The organism is Mycobacterium sp. E1715, assembly GCF_001667625.1.
Taxonomy (GTDB): Bacteria; Actinomycetota; Actinomycetes; order Mycobacteriales; family Mycobacteriaceae; genus Mycobacterium.
In genome coordinates, this window is the sequence record NZ_LZJJ01000541.1 from 14,618 (window position 1) to 31,555 (window position 16,938).

Below are 16,938 nucleotides of genomic sequence, written 5' to 3' on the forward strand. Positions count from 1 at the left end.
GCGCGATGGCGGACGAGGACGTCGACCTCGACCTGTTGAGAGCGTCGGCGCGGGAGTTCCTGGCCGAACGCGGCGAGCGGGGATCGGTCAAGGACCTTGCCGAAATGGACTGGACCGGCCTGCTCGTGGATGAGGTGCTGGGGGGCACCGGGTGGCGTCCGGTCGAGGCCTGCGTCGTGGCGGAGGAGCTTGGTCGAGCGCAGGACGGGTCGGCGTGGTTGGGAACCACGATCGGTGCCGCGGCGTTCGCCTCCGCGCCCGGGTACCCCAGGCAACAGTTGCTGCCCGGCCTGCTCGCCGGGACCGCGACGGCCGGCGTCGCGATCGTCGGCGAGCCCGCACGGATCATCCGCGGCGACCAGGCCGACATCGTCATACTCCTGGGAAGCAACGGAATTCACCTGCTGCGCGATTTGGATCGCGACCAGTTCGAGTTGGACCCCGACCTGCTGGACGTCACCCGAACCGTATGGCGTTTCGACGCGAAGGCCGCACCCGGCGACGTGATCGGATCTGTCGAACGGGCCGACCAGTTGGCCGCCGTGGCCCGACTGCTGGTCGCCGCCGATTCGGTGGGCGCCGTGTCGATGACCCTCGAGCGGCTGACGGCATACCTCAAGGAGCGCATTGCATTCGGGGCCCCGATCGCGAGCTTTCAGGCGATTCAGCACCGGCTGGTCGAGCTGCTGGTCTTCGAGGTCAAAGCGCGCGCCGTCGTCATGAGGGCGGCGCGGGCACTCGCTGCGGGTGAGGAGAGGGCGACCTTGCTGACGGCGGCAGCGCACGCGTTCGTCGCGGCGAAGGCCGCCGCCGCCGTCGACGAGTGCATGCAACTTTCGGGCGGCATCGGTTTCACGTGGGAGTATCCGCTGCATTACGAGCTGCGTCGGGTCTTCACCAACGGCCACCTGATCGGCACGGCGCGTTCGAGCCGGGCGCTGGTGGCGGAGGTGTCGGGTTGGTGAGCGTGGTTTGGAGCCGTCCCACCGATGCGCAGCTGGCCGACTTCAGAGAGCGGGTCAGGGCACACATCGCCGAACACGCGCCGCCGATCGAAGCCCGCGAAGGCCACCGTGCGCCGCAGACCCCCGCGCAAGAAGCCCTGCTGCGCGCGTGGTTCGCCGGCCTGTTCGAGGCGGGCCTCGTGGGCGCGGATTGGCCGGTCGAACACGGCGGTCGCGACGATCACCACCCACTGCACGACCGCATCGTCAGCGAGGAGATCCTGCGCGCCCGCGCGCCACGCCCGGTGGACCAGGTGAACCTGGCGGCACACGTGCTCTTGCACTTCGGATCCGACGAGCAGAAGCAGCGGCTACTGCCACCCATCCGGCGCAGCGAGCACGTCTGGTGCCAACTGCTCAGCGAACCCGATGCGGGTAGCGACATCGCCGCGGTGCGCAGCCGCGGGGTGCGGCAACCCGACGGCGGTTGGGTGGTCGACGGCCAGAAGACCTGGATCACCGACGGACACTGGGCCGACATGGGCCTCGCCCTGATCCGCACCGACCCGACATCCTCGCGCCACCACGGCCTGTCCGTCTTCACCGTGCCGCTCTCGGCGGAGGGTGTCGAGGTTCGTCCGATCCGCACGATCGGCGATGCGATCGAGGTCAATGAGGTCTTCCTCAGCGGGGTCGAGCTCGGTCCGGAGAGCCTGATCGGCGAGGTGGGCCAGGGCTGGTCGATCATCATGGCCGGCTTGGACTTTGAACGATTCGGCATCGGCGGCAACGTCATCTTGCTCGAACTCTTGATCGACGATTTGGTCACCGTGGCCCGGAACGCGCTCATCGACGGCGAGCCCGCACTGGACTCCACCGACATCCGCCAGCAGGTCGCCGAGTTGGCCGTCGAGGCCGAGGTGGCCAAGGCGTTCATCGACGACCATGTGGAGCGGCTGACGTCGGGTGAGGAACGACCGGGCGACGGCTCGATCGCGAAGTTGAGCTTCGCCGAAACGTATCACCGTGTCGCGGCCTATGGCGCCGAGCTGGCCGCGTCGGCGATTGCCGCGGGGGCTGCGGACCCCGATGTGGATCGCGCCAAACAACGCCTGCGTGAATGCTGGCTGTGGTCCCGGGCCTACACGATATCCGGTGGCAGCTCGGAAATGATGCGCAACATCCTGGCCAAGCGGCGACTGCATTTGCCGAGCCGATGACCGCATACCCGGCGGCGCAGACCTATTGGTCCCTGGTCGAAACGGCGGCGCGGGCGCATCCCGATCGGGTGGTCCTCGTCGACGACTACGGTCGGGCCCTGTCGTGCGGGCAGCTGTACGAATCCGCGCTGACATGCGCGGCGGCGTTGGCGCAACGCGGAATCGGCGCGGGAACGGTGGTGTCGTGGCAGCTGCCGACGACGCTGGAGACGATGGTCGTCATGGTGGCGCTGGCGCGCCTCGGGGCGGTCCAAAACCCGGTACTGCCGATCTGGCGGGAGAGCGAATTACGTTTTGTGACAACGCAGCTCGCGACCGACGTCCTCATCGTTCCCGGGGTGTGGCGCAATTTCGACCACATCGCGCTCGCCCAGCGGATCGGTGATCACCAACCCATGACTGTCGTGGTCATCGACCACGACGAGCCCATCACCGGCGCACTTCGGCTACCCGCCGGTGATCCGGCGGCGCTGCCTGCGCCGCCACAATCGGGCGAGGAGCCGCGCTGGATCTACTATTCGTCGGGCACAACGGCGGCCCCGAAAGGCGCGCGGCACTGCGACCGCTCGGTCATCGCCGGCTCGGCAGGCGTCGTCGCCATCGTCGGCGCCTCCAGTAGCGACGTCAACCCGATCGCCTTTCCGGTGTCGCACATCGGGGGAGCCGCCATGCTCGCTGCCGCCCTCCATACCGGCATGCGACTGGTGCTGTTCGACACCTTCGATCCCATGGAGACCCCCTTCGCCATCGCTGCGCACCGGCCGACTCTGCTGGGCAGCGCCACCCCGTTCTTCGTCGCCTTCATGGCGGCGCAGGCAAAACACGGCGCCGAACCGCTATATCCCGATCTGCGTGGCTGTGTCGGCGGTGGTGCGCCCATCACCGCGGAGTTGGGACATCAAGTGCGGCAGACCTTCTCGGTCGACGGTGTGGCCAATTCCTGGGGACTGACCGAATTTCCGGTCGCCACCTCCCAAGCACCGAACGGCCCTCCGGAGCTGCTGGACCACACCGTCGGCAAACCCGTGCCGGGCGTCTCAGTGCGAGTCGTCGACGAATCCGAGCGGCCGGTCGAGCCCGGGGAGGAGGGGGAGCTGCGGCTCAAGGGCCCGCAATGCTTCCTCGGCTACGTCGATGCGTCATTAGATGCCCAGGCATTCGACGCCGGCGGGTGGTTTCGCACCGGCGATCTGGGACGCATCGACCAACAGGGCAATGTCGTCGTCACGGGGCGCATCAAGGACGCGATCATCCGCAACGCGGAGAACATCTCGGCCCTCGAGATCGAGGGCGTCCTGGCGAGCCACCCTGCGATCGCCGACGTCGCGGTCATCGGCGTACCCGATGAGCGGACCGGCGAACGGGTGTGTGCCGTCGTCGTCGCCCGCCGGGGTGCGGCGGTCACGCTCTCTTCGGTTTCCGAACATTGCCAAGCCCGGGGGCTGAGCAGGCACAAGTCGCCCGAACGGCTCGAGATCGTCGATGCGCTGCCTCGCAATCTCACCGGCAAGGTGCTCAAGAATGAACTCCGGAACCGGTTCGGGGACCGGTGAGCGTTCGTGACAACCCCGATCCGATTCCCGGGCAAGGCGATCTCCTGCCCGAGACACGCAGCACCGCGAATGCCATAAGGATCGGTCTTGTCGGTGAAGATACTTATGCCGACGCGGGGAGATGTTCAACATCTCCTGGCCGTACCTGAGGCGATTCGCCGCCGGACTCGGCTAGATGCCGATCAGCTCCTTCAGATTGCCGCCCATCACTCGTGCTGTGGTTGCGGCGGGGAGGTTTTCGAGCTCATTGACGAAGTCCGCGGGCGCGGCCAATCCCTCGGGATGCGGGTAGTCCGAGCCGAACATCACCCGCTTCTCACCGAGGATGTCGATGAGGTGCGACATGTCCTCCTCGTGAAACGGGTTCACCCACACGTGCCTTCGGAAGACATCACACGGGTGCTCACTGAATTCGCGCGGCTTCTTGCGGTACACCCGATCGAAAACGTCCATCAGGCGCTGAGCCCACGAACCGCCGTTCTCGACCACACCGATGCGTAGGCCGGGGAAGCGCTCGAACACCCCATGGGCGATGAAGGCCGCGAGCGTATCGAAGATGTGGCGGCTCTCCTCGTAGATGAAGCCGCGGAACTTCGTCAGCTGGAAACCCTGGAACTCGTTGCCGCCCTCCCAGTCGGAGAGGTAGCGGTCGTAGCCGGCGTCGGAGTTGTGCATCTGGACCGAGATGCCCGACGACTCGACCAATCTCCAGAAGCGGTCGAACTCGGGCAACGCGGGTGAACGCGAGGTTCCGTCCTCCCTGGGCACCGGCGCCGGCCGGATCAGCACCGTCTTCGCCCCGTTTTCCAGGCACCATTCGAGTTCCGCAACGCCCTTCGACGGATCGTTGAGTGAGATCGCCGGGACGGGGAAGATGCGGTCCTTGACGTTGAACGTCCAGTCCTCGAGCAGCCAGCGGTTGAAGGCGTGGGTTACCGCGTGGGTGAGCTCGGTGTCGCACTTGGTCCGTTCCTCGAGCATGCCCGCCGTGGTGGGAAACATCAGCGCGCCATCAACGCCCTGGCGGTCCATCAACGCCAGGCGCAGGTCGGGGCGCCGGAACTCGTCTGGACAGCGGATGGGCTCGGCGAGCTCGCGCAGCGTCTTTCCCTCCGGGTTGATCCCGCGGTAGTAGTCGGCCCATGCGCCGGGAGTGGGAATCACCTCGTAGGTGGGGTTGGGTATCGTCTCGGTGATAACGCCGAGGATCTGGAGCTTCTTGCGGCCATTGACGTCGACGAACTTCAATGCTTCGGAGTATTTCTCCGGCAGATAGCGCGTGTAGGCGTCGATCGTCTCGTACATGTGATTGTCCGCATCCCACACCTCGAACGCACGGGGTTCGGTCATCGTCATTCCTTTCCACGAAGCAGTCGAGATCGCCGAAAGCCTGCTCGCAGATTTGTCCGCCATATGCATGGCCAACGGCGCGGATGGCAACCGGCAACGCCACTATCACAAACCGAGAGTAGACGTTCTCGCCCTAATACTGTCCGAAACCGTCGCGAACGGCAAGGTCGCACCGCGCGTCAAGGGCTGGAGGGCCGTCCGGCCCGATTCACTGGTTCGCCGCATCAGCGACCTCCGGCATCCGGTCGATGATGCGGTGCGGCTCGTCGGCCGATAGAAGGACCTGAACATGATCGATGCCCAGTCGGCGGTAGGCATCGCATGACTCGGCCAATGATCGGGCGCCGGAATAAGCGGTGGATGCGACCTTGTATAAGCTCGCCGACGATCTGCCGCGCGCGTCGGCTAACCGGTTCAGAGACGCGACGAGCCCGGCCAGCCGTCCAACGGACGTCGGCGCGGAAATCCACCCGTCGCCGACACGCGCCGCTCGGTCGAGCGCGGTGTCAGAGTGCCCGCCCACCAGGATCGGAATGGGTCGTCGTGCGGGGTGCGGCCGGGGATCCATCGGTGCGAAATCGTAGAATTTCCCATGGAATTCGACGTAGGGATCGTCCGCACACCATAGGGTGCGCAACAACCGGATGTGTTCCTCGCTGCGGGCGCCACGGTTGTCCCATGGCATGCCCATCGCTGTCGCCTCTTCCTTCAGCCACCCGACTCCGACGCCGTACACGAGCCGGCCGCCCGAGAACGCGTCGAGCGAAGCGAGTTGTCTTGCGTTGCCGATCGGATTGCGAAGCGGCAGTACGGCGACCGATGATCCGAGCCCAATCGTGCTCGTCAACCCGGCAACCCAACTGAGCGTCGTCATGAGTTCAAAGTTGGGGGCGAGATTGTCGGCGAGCCAGCCGTCGGCGACTGGCGTGGGCCTGCGGCCCAGCGGATACAGCGAATCGCTGTGACGGGGCAAAACGAGATGGTCGACCGCCCAGAGCCGGTCGACTCCGCAACCCTCGGCGGTCTGCGCGAAGTCGCGGATGAACGACGGTGACGCGTTCGGGCCGCTGTGCGGAAGAACAAGACCGATTTCCACGACGGCTTAGAGGTTGGTGAAGTGGCCGCCGTCGACCCCTATCGTCTGTCCGGTGAGATACCTGGCCTTGGGGCCCACGAGGAAAGTGACCGCCGCACCGACGTCGCTCTGCGGATCGCCGATGCGGCCCAGCGGGATCCGCCGCGCCAGCCGCTCCTCCATCGCGGGTTCGGCTTCGATCGCCGCCGTCATCGCCGGTGAATATGCAAGCGGCGATATCACATTGACCGTGATGCCGTAGGCGCCCCATTCGCGGGCCAGGCTTTTGGCGAAGCCCCGCAGTGCGCCCTTCACCGTGGCATAGAGCGGCAGTGTGGCGCTGCCTTCGATCCCGGCGGGTGAGGTCATCACCAGGAACGTCCCTGCCCGTTCACGCAGCGCTTGGAAGGCTGCGCTCGCACAGTGATAGGCGCCGGTCACCGACACGCTGATGTGGTCGCGCCACAGCGACTCACCGACGTCCTCGAGTCGGTGCGGCTGGCTGGATGCGTTGCTTGTGGCATTGTGTACCAGCGCATCCAGGCGCCCGGTCGTCATCACCGCGGCCTCGACGGCGCCGATGACCGACTCGGCTACGGTGACGTCGCAGCGGACCCAGCTTGCCCGACAACCGGCCTCGCTGAGTTCCGCTGCAACCGCCCGCCCACTTTCCGATCGGGTGGCGACGAAGACGTGCGCGCCGTCGACCGCGAGGGCACGCGCGATGCCGTGCCCGACACCGCCGCCGGCTCCAGTGACCAGCACCGTGTAATCGTTGATCGTCATGGGAGCATCACGGCTCCGCCGTCGACGATGACGGTTTCGCCGACCAGACCCGTGACCTCGGGCTTGAGTAGGAATCGTGTCGTCTCGACGATCGTTTCGATGAGCGAGTCATCGTCCTGAAGCGCTGCCGCGGTCACATGGCTGGCTGACGCGCTCAGCCGCGGCGCGAAAAGACGAAGCGGGGCGGCAACCATGTTGACGATCAGGTTTTGAGAAGCCCATTGGCGAGCGGCGGATTTGGCCATCGCACGGATTCCCTCGAGCGCGGTGGCGTACGGGACGAGATACGGCGCTCCCGTCATCCCGATCGATGGCAGCACCAGCACGATTCGTCCTCCACCTTTGTCGCGCATCGAGGAGTATGACCGTTGCAAAGCGGCGAGCGCGTGTCGCATCGGTTGTTCGGCGAATCGGCCCCAGTCCGGCGGACTCAACGTGCTGACGGGCGTCGGCTCGAGGGCCGGATCGACGCCGATCACTATGACTACGTGGTCCGTGTTCGGCTGAGTCGGTTCGTCGAGGTTGTGGACGACCGACTTGAGACTTGCTGCGATCGCCCACGAGATGGCATCGCTGCGCCCTATGACGTGCGGAGTTGTCATGTGCGCCGCCCTACGGTTTTGGAATCGCCGACGCCTTCGCTTGCCGTGCGATTCGCTCGTCGTGGATCTTCACCAGTTCGCGGAAGCCGATCCGGTTGTACCGCGGGTGGGGTTGGACCCCCCAGTCGTCTTTCGCGGTGTGTTGGCCGGCGGCCTCCGGAGCACCGCCGAACGGCGGGCCCCCGAGGGGATAGGGCTGCCTGCATTCGAGCGAGTCATCGGAGTAGCGCACCTTCAGCAATTCGCTGCAGATTTGGGTGAGGGACAGCGTGGGCCACCCGTACCAGACTGCCATCACCGGCACGGTGAGCGACCCCTCGATCACCAACCCGAACAGGCAGACGAACAGCCCCCGTTTGAGCCACGTGTGCATCCGCGCCCAAGCCGACGTCGTGCCCGGCGGTAGCGGCTCGGCCGGCGCGACTGCGTCCACAGTTGATTCAGACACGATAGTCCTTCCCAGGATCGGTCAGTCGGAGAAGATTTCCCGGTTCACGGTGTGCAGGTAAGGGATTGCGAGGAACGGCGTGATGTAAAAGATGTTGTAGGCCCACCAGGCCAGCACCGGCAGGCCTACCGCCGCGTACCGCACATCGGCATACAACGTCATGTTGAAGATGTAGCCGGTCCAGACCACCACACCGAACCAGCAAGTGACGATCATCCACTGGTGGCCCCAGCGCTTCATCTGCAGGAAGCCGATCGCTGCGGCCATCCGCATCGGAAAGGCGATGAGCACGCACACGAGAACCCACGCCTTCTCCCCGGGCGCACCGGCACCTCCGATCCAGAGCTCGTTGTAGTGCCAGAAGTAGCCCCCGTCCATCAGGTTCCCCCAAGCGGTGAACACGGTGCGGGTTATCAGGGCGTGATTGGCGAACAGGTCGAGTGCCCAACCGATGCTGTTCAGGGCCGCGTCCAGGATGATCACGTAACCGATGAGCGTGACCATGAGTGGACGCACCGACAGGCCCTCGCGTTGCGCATTGCGCAACAGGTACAGGCCACGCACGAACAGGGGGAGCCCGAGGACGCCGAGCACGAGCGTGCCCATCAGTGCCGTGCCGGCTATGAGCCAGAGATCCGCCTGTCGTTGAGCCCGCCGGCTCCGGCGTTCGTGTTCGTCCAAAGTCGCTGACGCGAATGAGGATGCACCGTTCCCGCGGCGCGTTATCGCAGAGGGCAATCGCATGGGCCTACCAATCTCTTGTCAGCAACATGGAGAGCTGGATGAGAAACATCGTCAGCAGGAGGCCGTATATCCAGATTTGGAAAACGATGAGGCCGCGCCTACGCCGGCGATCCTGTTCGTCCACCGCGCTGACTCCTCCTTAGGAAATTGATAGCCGGCCCGAGGCGACTCCACTCAGGGCCGTTCGCTGCGGTCAGAAAGTCCCGATGTTGGACAACATCCAGTAGAAGAAGGCAACCAATGCGCACATCACCCCCCACGTAATCACCATCCGCACCAATTCTTCGATCACATCCGTTGCTCCCGTCTCCGCAACGCGTTTGGAAATCCATATTTCCCCGCGATGATAGCATCATTATCAATTGCGAGAATTGGCATTATCGCATTCAGGGTTGGCCAAGCTCCCGGGCTTCGACAATTGCTGAGTCCGAGCCTTCACGCGTCGGCCATGGCGGCGAGCTCGCGCTTGACCACCTTGCCGACGTCGTTGCGCGGCAGCCGGTCGACGAACACGAATCGCACGGGTACGCGGTACGGCGTCAATCGATCCCGGCACCACGCGGCGAGGCTGTCTTCTGTCACGCCGTGATCACGTCGCACGACGAATGCCCAGGGCACCTCGCCGAGCCGCTCGTCGGGGATGCCAACGACGGCGGCTTCCCGCACGCCGCCTGCGGCGAGAATGACGTCTTCGACGGTGCCCGGGAAGACCTTGAGGCCGCCACGGTTGATCATGTCGGACACCCGGCCGTCGAGCCAGAGGAACCCGTCGTCGTCGAACCAGCCCAAGTCGCCGGTGTGAAACCAGCCGTCATCGGTGAGCCGGTCGAGGAAGGCCGGATCGATGTTGCGCGCCGCTGTCGTCGGCGTGCGCACCAGCACCTCGTCATCGGCAATCCTGACGTCGATGCCGGGCAGAGGCCGCCCCACCGATCCGAGTTTGGTCTCTCCCCACTCGCGGGCGTCGGCGGCCGACCACCCCACCACCTCGCCACCGAGTTCGGTCTGGCCGTAGGAGTTCAGCACGATCACGCCGAACTTGTCCCTGAATCGGGCCGCTTGCACAGGCGACAGGGGAGCGGTGATCGATCGCACGATCTTCAGCGGCGACAGGTCCGTGACCGAGTCGTCGTGCAACACCATGGTGAGCGCCGCGGGCGGCAGCACCGTGGAACGCAGCTGGTGCCGCCGAACCAGCGCGGCGAAGTCCGACGGGGAAAATCGCTCCATCAGCACCACGCCCGAACCCGCCCGGAACGCGAACAGCACCTGATAGATACCCGCCCACAACGACAACGACAACGGCACGAGGTTCGGCATCGGCGGACGCTTCGGTGCGTCGGTAATAGCTTTCTTCCCACGAAGTTTCGCCAACAGTCGGTCGATCAGGTCGAGCACCGTGGTGTGCCGAAGGGGCACCGGCTTCGGCGGGCCCGTGGTGCCGGAGGTGAACTGCAACAGTGCCACATCGTCGTCGTAGGACCGCGCGTGCGCGGGCAAGTCGCGCCTTGCCGCCGTTGCCCACGCCAACGCGTCACCGGTGACGACGGGGATTTCGAACGTCGAGAATCTCGGCGCCAGTTCGGGTGTCGTGACGACGGCGACGGGCCGCAACGTCGTCAGCTGGGCCGCTATCTCGGCGTCGGCCGCCCTGGGGTTCAACGGTGTGTACACCCCACCGGCGCGCCACGTGCCGAACAGCGCGGCGATGGTGGTTGCGTCGTTGGGCAGCATGGCGGCGACAACCTGTCCCCTCGCCAATCCGATTGCCGCGAGGAGCGCGCCGAGTTGGTCGGAACTGGCCACCAGCTCGTCGCGCGACACCTCGCCATCGACCAAGTGCACGGCGACATCCGGCAGGCCGTCAAGCAGATCCACCAGGCTCACGAATCGGCCTCCAACGGAGCCCAATTCGGAGTTCGCTTGTCCGCGAAGGCAAGGGGGCCCTCGTTCTGGTCGGGGTGCCCCCACATCGACGTCAGGTGCTTGGCGCCGGCGCGGCACGCATCGGTCAGGCCGTATTCGAGTGCGCCCCACAGTGCACGCTTGGTGGCACGCATCGCCGCGGGCGAGTTTCTGGCGATCTTCTCGGCCAGCTCCTGGGCGACCTCGCGCAGCTTTTCGGGCGGATCCACGACCTGGCTGATCATGCCGAGCTGGTACGCACGATGGGCGCTGAGCCGTTCGTGGCTGCCCACCAACGCCATCCGCAACACCGCCTCGGCCGGCATCCTGCGCATCAGCGCGATGGTTTCCAAAGCGCTGACCTGGCCGATCGAGACGTGCGGGTCGACGAAGCTCGCGTCCGATGACGCGATGACGATGTCGGCGTCGGCCACCCAGTGCAACCCGCCACCGGCGCATACCCCGTTGACAGCCGTGATGACCGGCTTCTCGACGTTGCAGTGCCACGCCGTCAGCTTGAGGTCCAGCGTGCGCATGGTCTCCTGAAACTGCAGCACGGCCTCGCCGTCGAGCTCCTCGACGTCGGCCCCCACCTGGAACGCTCGCCCGTTGCCGGTGTGCACGATGACGCGGACGTCTGGGTCGGCATTCAGTTCCGACCACGCTTTCGGGAATTCCTCACGCATCACAACGTCATACGCGTTGAGCCGGTCGGGGCGGTTGTTGATGATCCAGCCAACCGGCCCGCGCCGCTCGACGACCAGCCTCTGATACGTCATGAAGCCTCCACAGCGCCGGACGGTGCTTGCCACCGTGGTGTGCGCTTCTCGCGCCACGCCCTGGCGCCCTCGCCGTGGTCGGGGTGATTGCGCAGCCGCCAGATCTCATCGGAGGCATCCCGGCGGGCCTGCGTCATCCCGACTTCCAGGGAGTGCCACAGCGCCTTCTTGGTGGCGCGCAACGCGGTCGGCGAATTTCCGGCGATCGCGGTGGCGAGCCGAAGCGCCGCGGCGCGAAGCCGATCGGCGGCTACCACCTCGGACAAGATGCCCAACTCGTAGGCGCGTTTCGCCGAGATGCGTTCGCCCCTGCCGCTCAACGCCATCCGGGTGATTGCCTCCATCGGAGACTTGCGAAGCAGGGTGATCGCCTCATAGGCGACGGCCTGGCCGAGCGACACGTGCGGGTCGACGAAGGAGGCCTGTTCGGCCGCGATGACGATGTCGGCGTCGGCCACCAGGTGCAGGCCACCGCCCGCGCAAACCCCGTTCACGGCCGCGATCACCGGCTTCCATACCCCGCAATGCCAGGACGAAATCTTCAGCTCCGCGTCCCGAGTTCGACGCGAGTGGCGGCGCATCGCCGCTTTGTCGCGCGCCACCTGCACCACGTCCATCCCCGTGCAGAAGGCTGTGCCGTTGGCCGCGTTGACGATCACCCGGACACCGGGATCGGCATCGAGTTCGGCCCAGGCGGTCTCGAGTTCGTCGAGCATCAACGCGTCGAAGGCGTTGCCCGCGTCCGGCCGGTTCAGGATCAGCCAGCCGATACCCTCAGACTTCTCCACGACCAACCGCTGGTAGGTGCTCACGAGCGCGGAATGTCCTTCCAGGGTTTGCCCTTCCAGGGGTCCGGTTCCTTGGGAAGCCCGAGCACGCGCTCGCCGAGGATGTTCTTGTTGATGTCGGTGGTGCCGCCCTCGGTGCCGTTGGCGAGGCTGCGCAGCATTCCATGGACATCCCGGGGCAGTGCGTCCGGCTCGTCGGTGGCGGGCCAGGCGACCGCGTCCGTACCCAGCAGGTCGACCATGAGGTCCTGAATTTGCTGGTTCAGCGTGGCCTGGTGCACCTTACCGATCGAGGACGCGGCCCCGGGCGATTGGCCGGCCGACAGTGCCGCCCGGACACGGTCATTGGTCCAGCCACGGATCTGCTCCTGGGCCCACAACCGCATGATCTTGTTACGGACGACCGGGTCGTCCCATCGGCCCGTCTCCCGCGCGACGGCGATCAGCCGGTCGGCGCCGGAGCCGCCGAGGCGGCCCATGCCTCCCGACCCGGAACCCGAAACCATCTGCCGCTCACTGGACAGCGTCGATGCGCTGACGCGCCATCCGTCATTGACCTCGCCCACCCGGTGCGCGTCGGGGACCCGGGCATCGTCGATGAAGACTTCGTTGAACTCCGCCTCGCCGGTGATCTGACGCAGTGGTCGTACCTCGACGCCGGCCTGACGCATATCGAGCAGGAAGTAGGTGATGCCCTTGTGCTTGGGTGCGTCCGGATCGGTTCGTGCGAGCAGGATCGCGAAGTCAGCCTCGTCGGCCCAGGTGGTCCAGACCTTTTGGCCCGAGATCAGCCAGCCATCCGCGTCCCGGACGGCCCGTGTCGCCAACGAGGCAAGGTCCGACCCCGCGCCGGGCTCACTGAAGAGCTGACACCACTTCTCCTCGTTGCGCACGATCGGCGGCAGGAAGCGCAACCGCTGCTCTTCCGTACCGTGGCTGAACAACGCCGCAGCAGCGTTGTTGAGCCCCAACGGGTTCAGCCGGGACAGCCGCAGTGGAAGCAGCACCCTATCGATCGCCCGGGCCACCTCGTTGCCGATACCCAGGCCGCCGTATTCGCGCGCCCAGGTCGGCACCACAAGACCGGACTCGGCGAAAACCGGATACCACTGCCGGTAATCCGCGGGGCTCCGCACCGCGCGCAGGGCGACGGGACTCTGCGCGGCGGCCATACGCCAGGATGCCGGCACCTCGGCGTCGACCCATTGTTCGACCGCCGCGACGGCGTCGGCGGCACTGGTGGCCTCGGTGATCGGCAGGGGCGTCACGTTCTTCTAGCGCCCTTGGAACTTTGCTTCGCGTCGGTCGCGGAAGGCCGCCAATCCTTCTTTGAAATCTTCACTGCGGCTGGATAGTTCGAGCGCCATCGCCTCGTTCTGCAGATGACGGTCCAGGTCGAGCCCGTTGCCGCTGTGCAGCAGCCACTTGGTGAGGCCCAGCGCCACCGTGGGCGCATCGCCAAGGCCGGCAGTCAGTTCGCTTGCCACGGTGTCCAATTCGTCGACCGGGGCGGCGGCGTGGATGATGTTCCACTCGGCGGCGGTGGTTCCGGTGATCTCCTTGCCCAGCATCAGCAGTTGCCGGGTGCGGACCAGGCCGATCAGCCGCGGCAGCAGCCAGGCCGCGCCGCTGTCGGGGGTGAAACCGCGGGCCATGAAAGGTTCCCAGAACCGCGCATCCTCGGCGGCGACACAGAAGTCGGATGCGAGTGCGATGTGGAATCCGAGCCCGGCGGCCCAGCCCCGCACTACGGACACGATGGGCACCTGAGTCTCGAGCATCAACGGGATCAACCGGTTCGCTTTGTTGGGCAGCCGGCGCTGCGTGCTACCCACCCTGGGCTTTCGCTCGGAGCGGGCGTTGTTGGCGATGAGGTCGGACCCGGCGCAGAAGTCGGGTCCCGCAGCGTCGATCCTGATGACGCGGACGGATTCGTCGACACCCGCGGCGGCGAAATGCGCGATCATCGCGTCGAGCATGACGTCGTTGACTGCGTTGCGGCGATCCTCGCGGTCCAACCTCAATTGCAAGACCGCACCGCGTTGTTCCGCCGCGAGACCGGGCACACTGTCGTAAGTCATGGGCTCAGGTTTCGGCGAATCGTGCGGCCACGGCGGTGAGCAGGTCCGCGAGATTGGTCGCCCGCCCAGGGGGATCGGGTAGTCGGACGGGTCCGTGTTCGCGGCTGGGGAGCAGAATCGTGGCCGTGCCCGGCGCCGTGATCTGGCCACGATGATTCGTCGCCGCCAACTCGAGATCGACGGCCGGACGATCGTCCTCGGCGAGGTACTTGCGGACCACCGTCCCGGTGACGGTGTGCAGATCGCCGACGTAGTTGAAGAGCCGGAATTCGCAGGCGAGCTTCCACAGCCAGCCATCGTCACCCATCCAGTCGGTGCACAGGTGGATAAGCCACGTCTCGCGCATCCGGCCGTAGTCGAAGGTGGTGGGGTTACCCGCATTGCGGGCTGCCTCCGGTTCCCAGTGCACGCGCTGCTGCGCATCCGGCACACCGTATTCGTTGGGCGTGTAGAAACGGGGGATGCGCTGCCGATTGCGCCATGCCAGTCGCAGGGGCCGCACCCCGTACATGCCGGTCCCCATGCCGACATGCCAGCAGACCATGTCGGTGACCGTCAACGGGCCCTTGGTCAGGGTGCCGATGTCGTCACCCTCGTCGACGTCCTCCCAGGATCGCGGTTCGGCGCCACGCGGGGCTTCGCGCGCGTATCTCTCGTCCAATTCCGCGATCTCGTCCGGCGTCCACGACTTCAGTTCGACGGCCTCGTACTTCTTGCGGCCGCGCGCCTTGCTGCGTTCGGTGCGGATCATGTTGCGGTACTGCGCACCCAAGATGACGTCTTCATCGTCTCGGAACACCTGTGCCGACCACTCGTGGACGGCCCGATCGGCGAATTCACTGCTCTTGTCCAGGGCCGCGACCAGAGCGTTGCGCCGGAAGACGCGATGATTGGCCCGCAGCGGCGCCCACCACTCACGCGACGAGGACGCGTAGAAGGCGTGAACGCCGCGCAAGGGGTCACCCTTGGTCAGCGCGCGGTCTTCGTCGGAGAGCGTGGTCACCTCGTCCTCACCTATCAAGGTGTCGCCCCCGACGAGCGCGGGGGGCGCGATCGACTCGCCCCATACGGATTTGGCGGCGTATTCCGCGTCGCTCCACAGCGGGTTGGCGTCGCCGTAGCTCTCCGCTACGTGGCGGAAGCAGTCTTCGTTCGGTCTGAAGTAGTGCGGCGGCTGAGTGTGCGGAACCGCGATCCCGATGGTGGCCCGCAACCGGGCCAACCCCTCGTCGGTAATCTGACCGGTTTCCGGCATGGAAATTAAGATACCCGAAAAGCGGAAACGCCGTTAACGCAGGGATGAGGATATGAGCGAACAAGCATCGGGCATCCTGGTGGCCGTCGGCGATGACGGGGTACTAAGAGTCACCATCGACCGCGCAGACGTCGGAAATTCGTTGTCGCCCTTGGCGCGTCAGGCGCTCAACGAGGCTTTTGCCCTGGCTCATGATCGGTCCGACGTGCGTGCCGTGCTGCTGAGCGCAACGGGTGACCGGCATTTCTGTACCGGCGCCGGCTTGCCGTCCCAGGCGGCAAGCGCTGACCCGCGTTCGAAACCCATCGCGGAGAAGCGGCCCGGTGACATCGCCCGCATGCTTCAGCAAGGCTGGCAGCGATTGATTTCCTCGATACTGGATTGCGACAAACCCGTGGTGGCCGCTGTCAACGGTACGGCGGCGGGCGCCGGCGCCAGCTTGGTGCTGGCATCCGATCTGGTGGTGATGTCGGCGCAGGCCAAGCTCGTGGAGGCGTTTGTGCACCGAGGGATCCTGCCCGATTCGGGGGCCATCCACCTGTTGACGAGAATCGTGGGGTTGCGCAAGGCCACTGAACTCTTGATGCTCGGCGAGCCGGTCGACGCTGCCACCTGCGAGAAGCTCGGGCTGGTCAATCGCGTGACCGCACCCGAAGACACCCGGGCGGCCGCCGAGGAGCTCGCGGTACGGCTGGCCGCGGGCCCTACCGTGATGCTGGCGCTGACGAAACGGTTGTTGTCGGTGTCGTCGGAGTCGGATCGACACCGCGCATTAGAGCAGGAGGCCTGGGCGCAGGAGGTGGTGTCGCACACCGCCGACCTCCAAGAGGGCCTCGCCTCGTTCGCGGAACGTCGTGAGCCCAAGTTTCTCGGTCGCTGACCGGCTGTCTGCTAGGCGGCGGTGGGTCCGCCCCGGATGGTGAACGTGGCGCTGTCGTCGATGTCGTCGATCGACGACGCCACCGACTCGGCGGTCAAAGACGTGTCCTCGATTCCCTTGGTGACGCCGATGAACACCCGTGACACCTTCCCGGCGCCGACCGAGTAGATGTGCGCGGTTCGGTCGCACGTCGGATGGCACAGGTAGACCACCACAGGGGTGACGAGCTCGGGGTGCATGGCCTGACCGGCTTCCCCCATGATGTTCTCGGTCATCCGCGTCCGTGCGATGGGGGCGACGGCGTTGATGGCGATGCCGTTGCGGGCACAGAATTACGGACGGATCGTTCAGACCACTTCCGGCACCGGACTTTTCGGGAACTTCGGTCAAGCCAACTACGGCGCGGCCAAGATGGGCCTCATCGGCATGATGCACGTTCTCGCCATCGAAGGTGCCCGCAACGGCATCGCCATCAACGCCGTCGCCCCCATCGCACGGACGCGGATGACCGAGAACATCATGGGGGAA

General features: G+C 65.9%; 16 protein-coding genes and 2 pseudogenes. 5 read left to right on the forward strand and 13 right to left on the reverse strand.

Going from position 1 to position 16,938, the window contains the following annotated elements:
- The first annotated feature begins 5 nt into the window (after window positions 1-5).
- Genes A9X03_RS26505 through A9X03_RS26515 form a run of 3 tightly spaced genes read left to right on the forward strand, consistent with a single transcriptional unit; the run spans window position 6 to window position 3,717 of the window.
- Window positions 6-965 (forward strand): acyl-CoA dehydrogenase family protein, encoded by a 960-nt coding sequence (locus A9X03_RS26505; protein WP_068263808.1) that lies wholly within the window; start codon window positions 6-8, stop codon window positions 963-965.
- On the forward strand, window positions 962-2,164 hold the full coding sequence (locus tag A9X03_RS26510) for an acyl-CoA dehydrogenase family protein (protein WP_068263813.1): 1,203 nt from the start codon (window positions 962-964) through the stop codon (window positions 2,162-2,164). The genes A9X03_RS26505 and A9X03_RS26510 overlap by 4 nt, the downstream gene beginning before the upstream one ends.
- Window positions 2,161-3,717 (forward strand): class I adenylate-forming enzyme family protein, encoded by a 1,557-nt coding sequence (locus A9X03_RS26515; RefSeq protein WP_068263818.1) that lies wholly within the window; start codon window positions 2,161-2,163, stop codon window positions 3,715-3,717. Before A9X03_RS26510 ends, A9X03_RS26515 begins: the two co-directional genes overlap by 4 nt.
- Before the next feature lie 171 nt (window positions 3,718-3,888).
- Here A9X03_RS26515 and A9X03_RS26520 read toward each other — a convergent pair whose 3' ends face one another.
- The 12 genes from A9X03_RS26520 to A9X03_RS26575 all read right to left on the reverse strand — a co-directional run bounded on the left by A9X03_RS26520 (window position 3,889) and on the right by A9X03_RS26575 (window position 15,530).
- On the reverse strand, window positions 3,889-5,067 hold the full coding sequence (locus A9X03_RS26520) for an amidohydrolase family protein (protein WP_067785706.1): 1,179 nt from the start codon (window positions 5,065-5,067) through the stop codon (window positions 3,889-3,891).
- 208 nt (window positions 5,068-5,275) lie between these two features.
- A complete protein-coding gene (locus tag A9X03_RS26525; RefSeq protein WP_067785676.1) occupies window positions 5,276-6,163 on the reverse strand; it encodes a TIGR03619 family F420-dependent LLM class oxidoreductase in 888 nt (295 codons plus the stop codon).
- Window positions 6,164-6,169: 6 nt separating this feature from the next.
- A complete protein-coding gene (locus tag A9X03_RS26530; protein ID WP_067785679.1) occupies window positions 6,170-6,928 on the reverse strand; it encodes an SDR family NAD(P)-dependent oxidoreductase in 759 nt (252 codons plus the stop codon).
- Window positions 6,925-7,530: an SDR family oxidoreductase gene (locus A9X03_RS26535; RefSeq protein ID WP_067785682.1), complete on the reverse strand. Its 606-nt coding sequence runs from the start codon at window positions 7,528-7,530 to the stop codon at window positions 6,925-6,927. The genes A9X03_RS26530 and A9X03_RS26535 overlap by 4 nt, the downstream gene beginning before the upstream one ends.
- Before the next feature lie 10 nt (window positions 7,531-7,540).
- Entirely contained in the window at window positions 7,541-7,903 is a 363-nt protein-coding gene (locus A9X03_RS26540; protein WP_231968996.1) for a hypothetical protein, read from the reverse strand.
- Between the two features lie 96 nt (window positions 7,904-7,999).
- Window positions 8,000-8,659, reverse strand: a complete 660-nt coding sequence (locus tag A9X03_RS26545; RefSeq protein WP_067785688.1) for a hypothetical protein — start codon at window positions 8,657-8,659, stop codon at window positions 8,000-8,002.
- Between the two features lie 498 nt (window positions 8,660-9,157).
- The gene (locus A9X03_RS26550; RefSeq protein WP_067889029.1) at window positions 9,158-10,609 is read right to left on the reverse strand and encodes a class I adenylate-forming enzyme family protein; all 1,452 of its coding nucleotides are present in this window, start codon (window positions 10,607-10,609) and stop codon (window positions 9,158-9,160) included.
- A complete protein-coding gene (locus A9X03_RS26555) occupies window positions 10,606-11,406 on the reverse strand; it encodes an enoyl-CoA hydratase/isomerase family protein (RefSeq protein ID WP_067889032.1) in 801 nt (266 codons plus the stop codon). The genes A9X03_RS26550 and A9X03_RS26555 overlap by 4 nt, the downstream gene beginning before the upstream one ends.
- A complete protein-coding gene (locus tag A9X03_RS26560; protein ID WP_068263820.1) occupies window positions 11,403-12,218 on the reverse strand; it encodes an enoyl-CoA hydratase/isomerase family protein in 816 nt (271 codons plus the stop codon). The genes A9X03_RS26555 and A9X03_RS26560 overlap by 4 nt, the downstream gene beginning before the upstream one ends.
- Window positions 12,215-13,462: an acyl-CoA dehydrogenase family protein gene (locus tag A9X03_RS26565; protein ID WP_082950324.1), complete on the reverse strand. Its 1,248-nt coding sequence runs from the start codon at window positions 13,460-13,462 to the stop codon at window positions 12,215-12,217. Before A9X03_RS26565 ends, A9X03_RS26560 begins: the two co-directional genes overlap by 4 nt.
- A 6-nt stretch (window positions 13,463-13,468) precedes the next feature.
- Complete coding sequence (locus A9X03_RS26570) at window positions 13,469-14,275, reverse strand: enoyl-CoA hydratase/isomerase family protein (protein ID WP_067753749.1); 807 nt, start codon at window positions 14,273-14,275, stop codon at window positions 13,469-13,471.
- A gap of 4 nt (window positions 14,276-14,279) precedes the next feature.
- Window positions 14,280-15,530 carry a hypothetical protein gene (locus A9X03_RS26575; RefSeq protein ID WP_067785700.1) on the reverse strand — a complete coding sequence of 417 codons (1,251 nt, stop codon included), beginning with the start codon at window positions 15,528-15,530 and terminating at the stop codon, window positions 14,280-14,282.
- Between the two features lie 52 nt (window positions 15,531-15,582).
- Between A9X03_RS26575 and A9X03_RS26580 the strand changes: the two genes are divergently transcribed.
- Window positions 15,583-16,410: an enoyl-CoA hydratase/isomerase family protein gene (locus A9X03_RS26580; protein WP_068263822.1), complete on the forward strand. Its 828-nt coding sequence runs from the start codon at window positions 15,583-15,585 to the stop codon at window positions 16,408-16,410.
- A gap of 11 nt (window positions 16,411-16,421) precedes the next feature.
- On the opposite strand, the pseudogene A9X03_RS26585 reads toward A9X03_RS26580, so the two are convergent.
- Window positions 16,422-16,736: pseudogene (locus A9X03_RS26585) on the reverse strand (short-chain dehydrogenase); the annotation flags it as partial.
- On the opposite strand from A9X03_RS26585, the pseudogene A9X03_RS26590 reads away from it, so the two are divergent.
- Window positions 16,729-16,938 (forward strand): annotated as a pseudogene (locus A9X03_RS26590) (SDR family NAD(P)-dependent oxidoreductase); the annotation flags it as partial. The pseudogenes A9X03_RS26585 and A9X03_RS26590 sit on opposite strands and share 8 nt — an antisense overlap.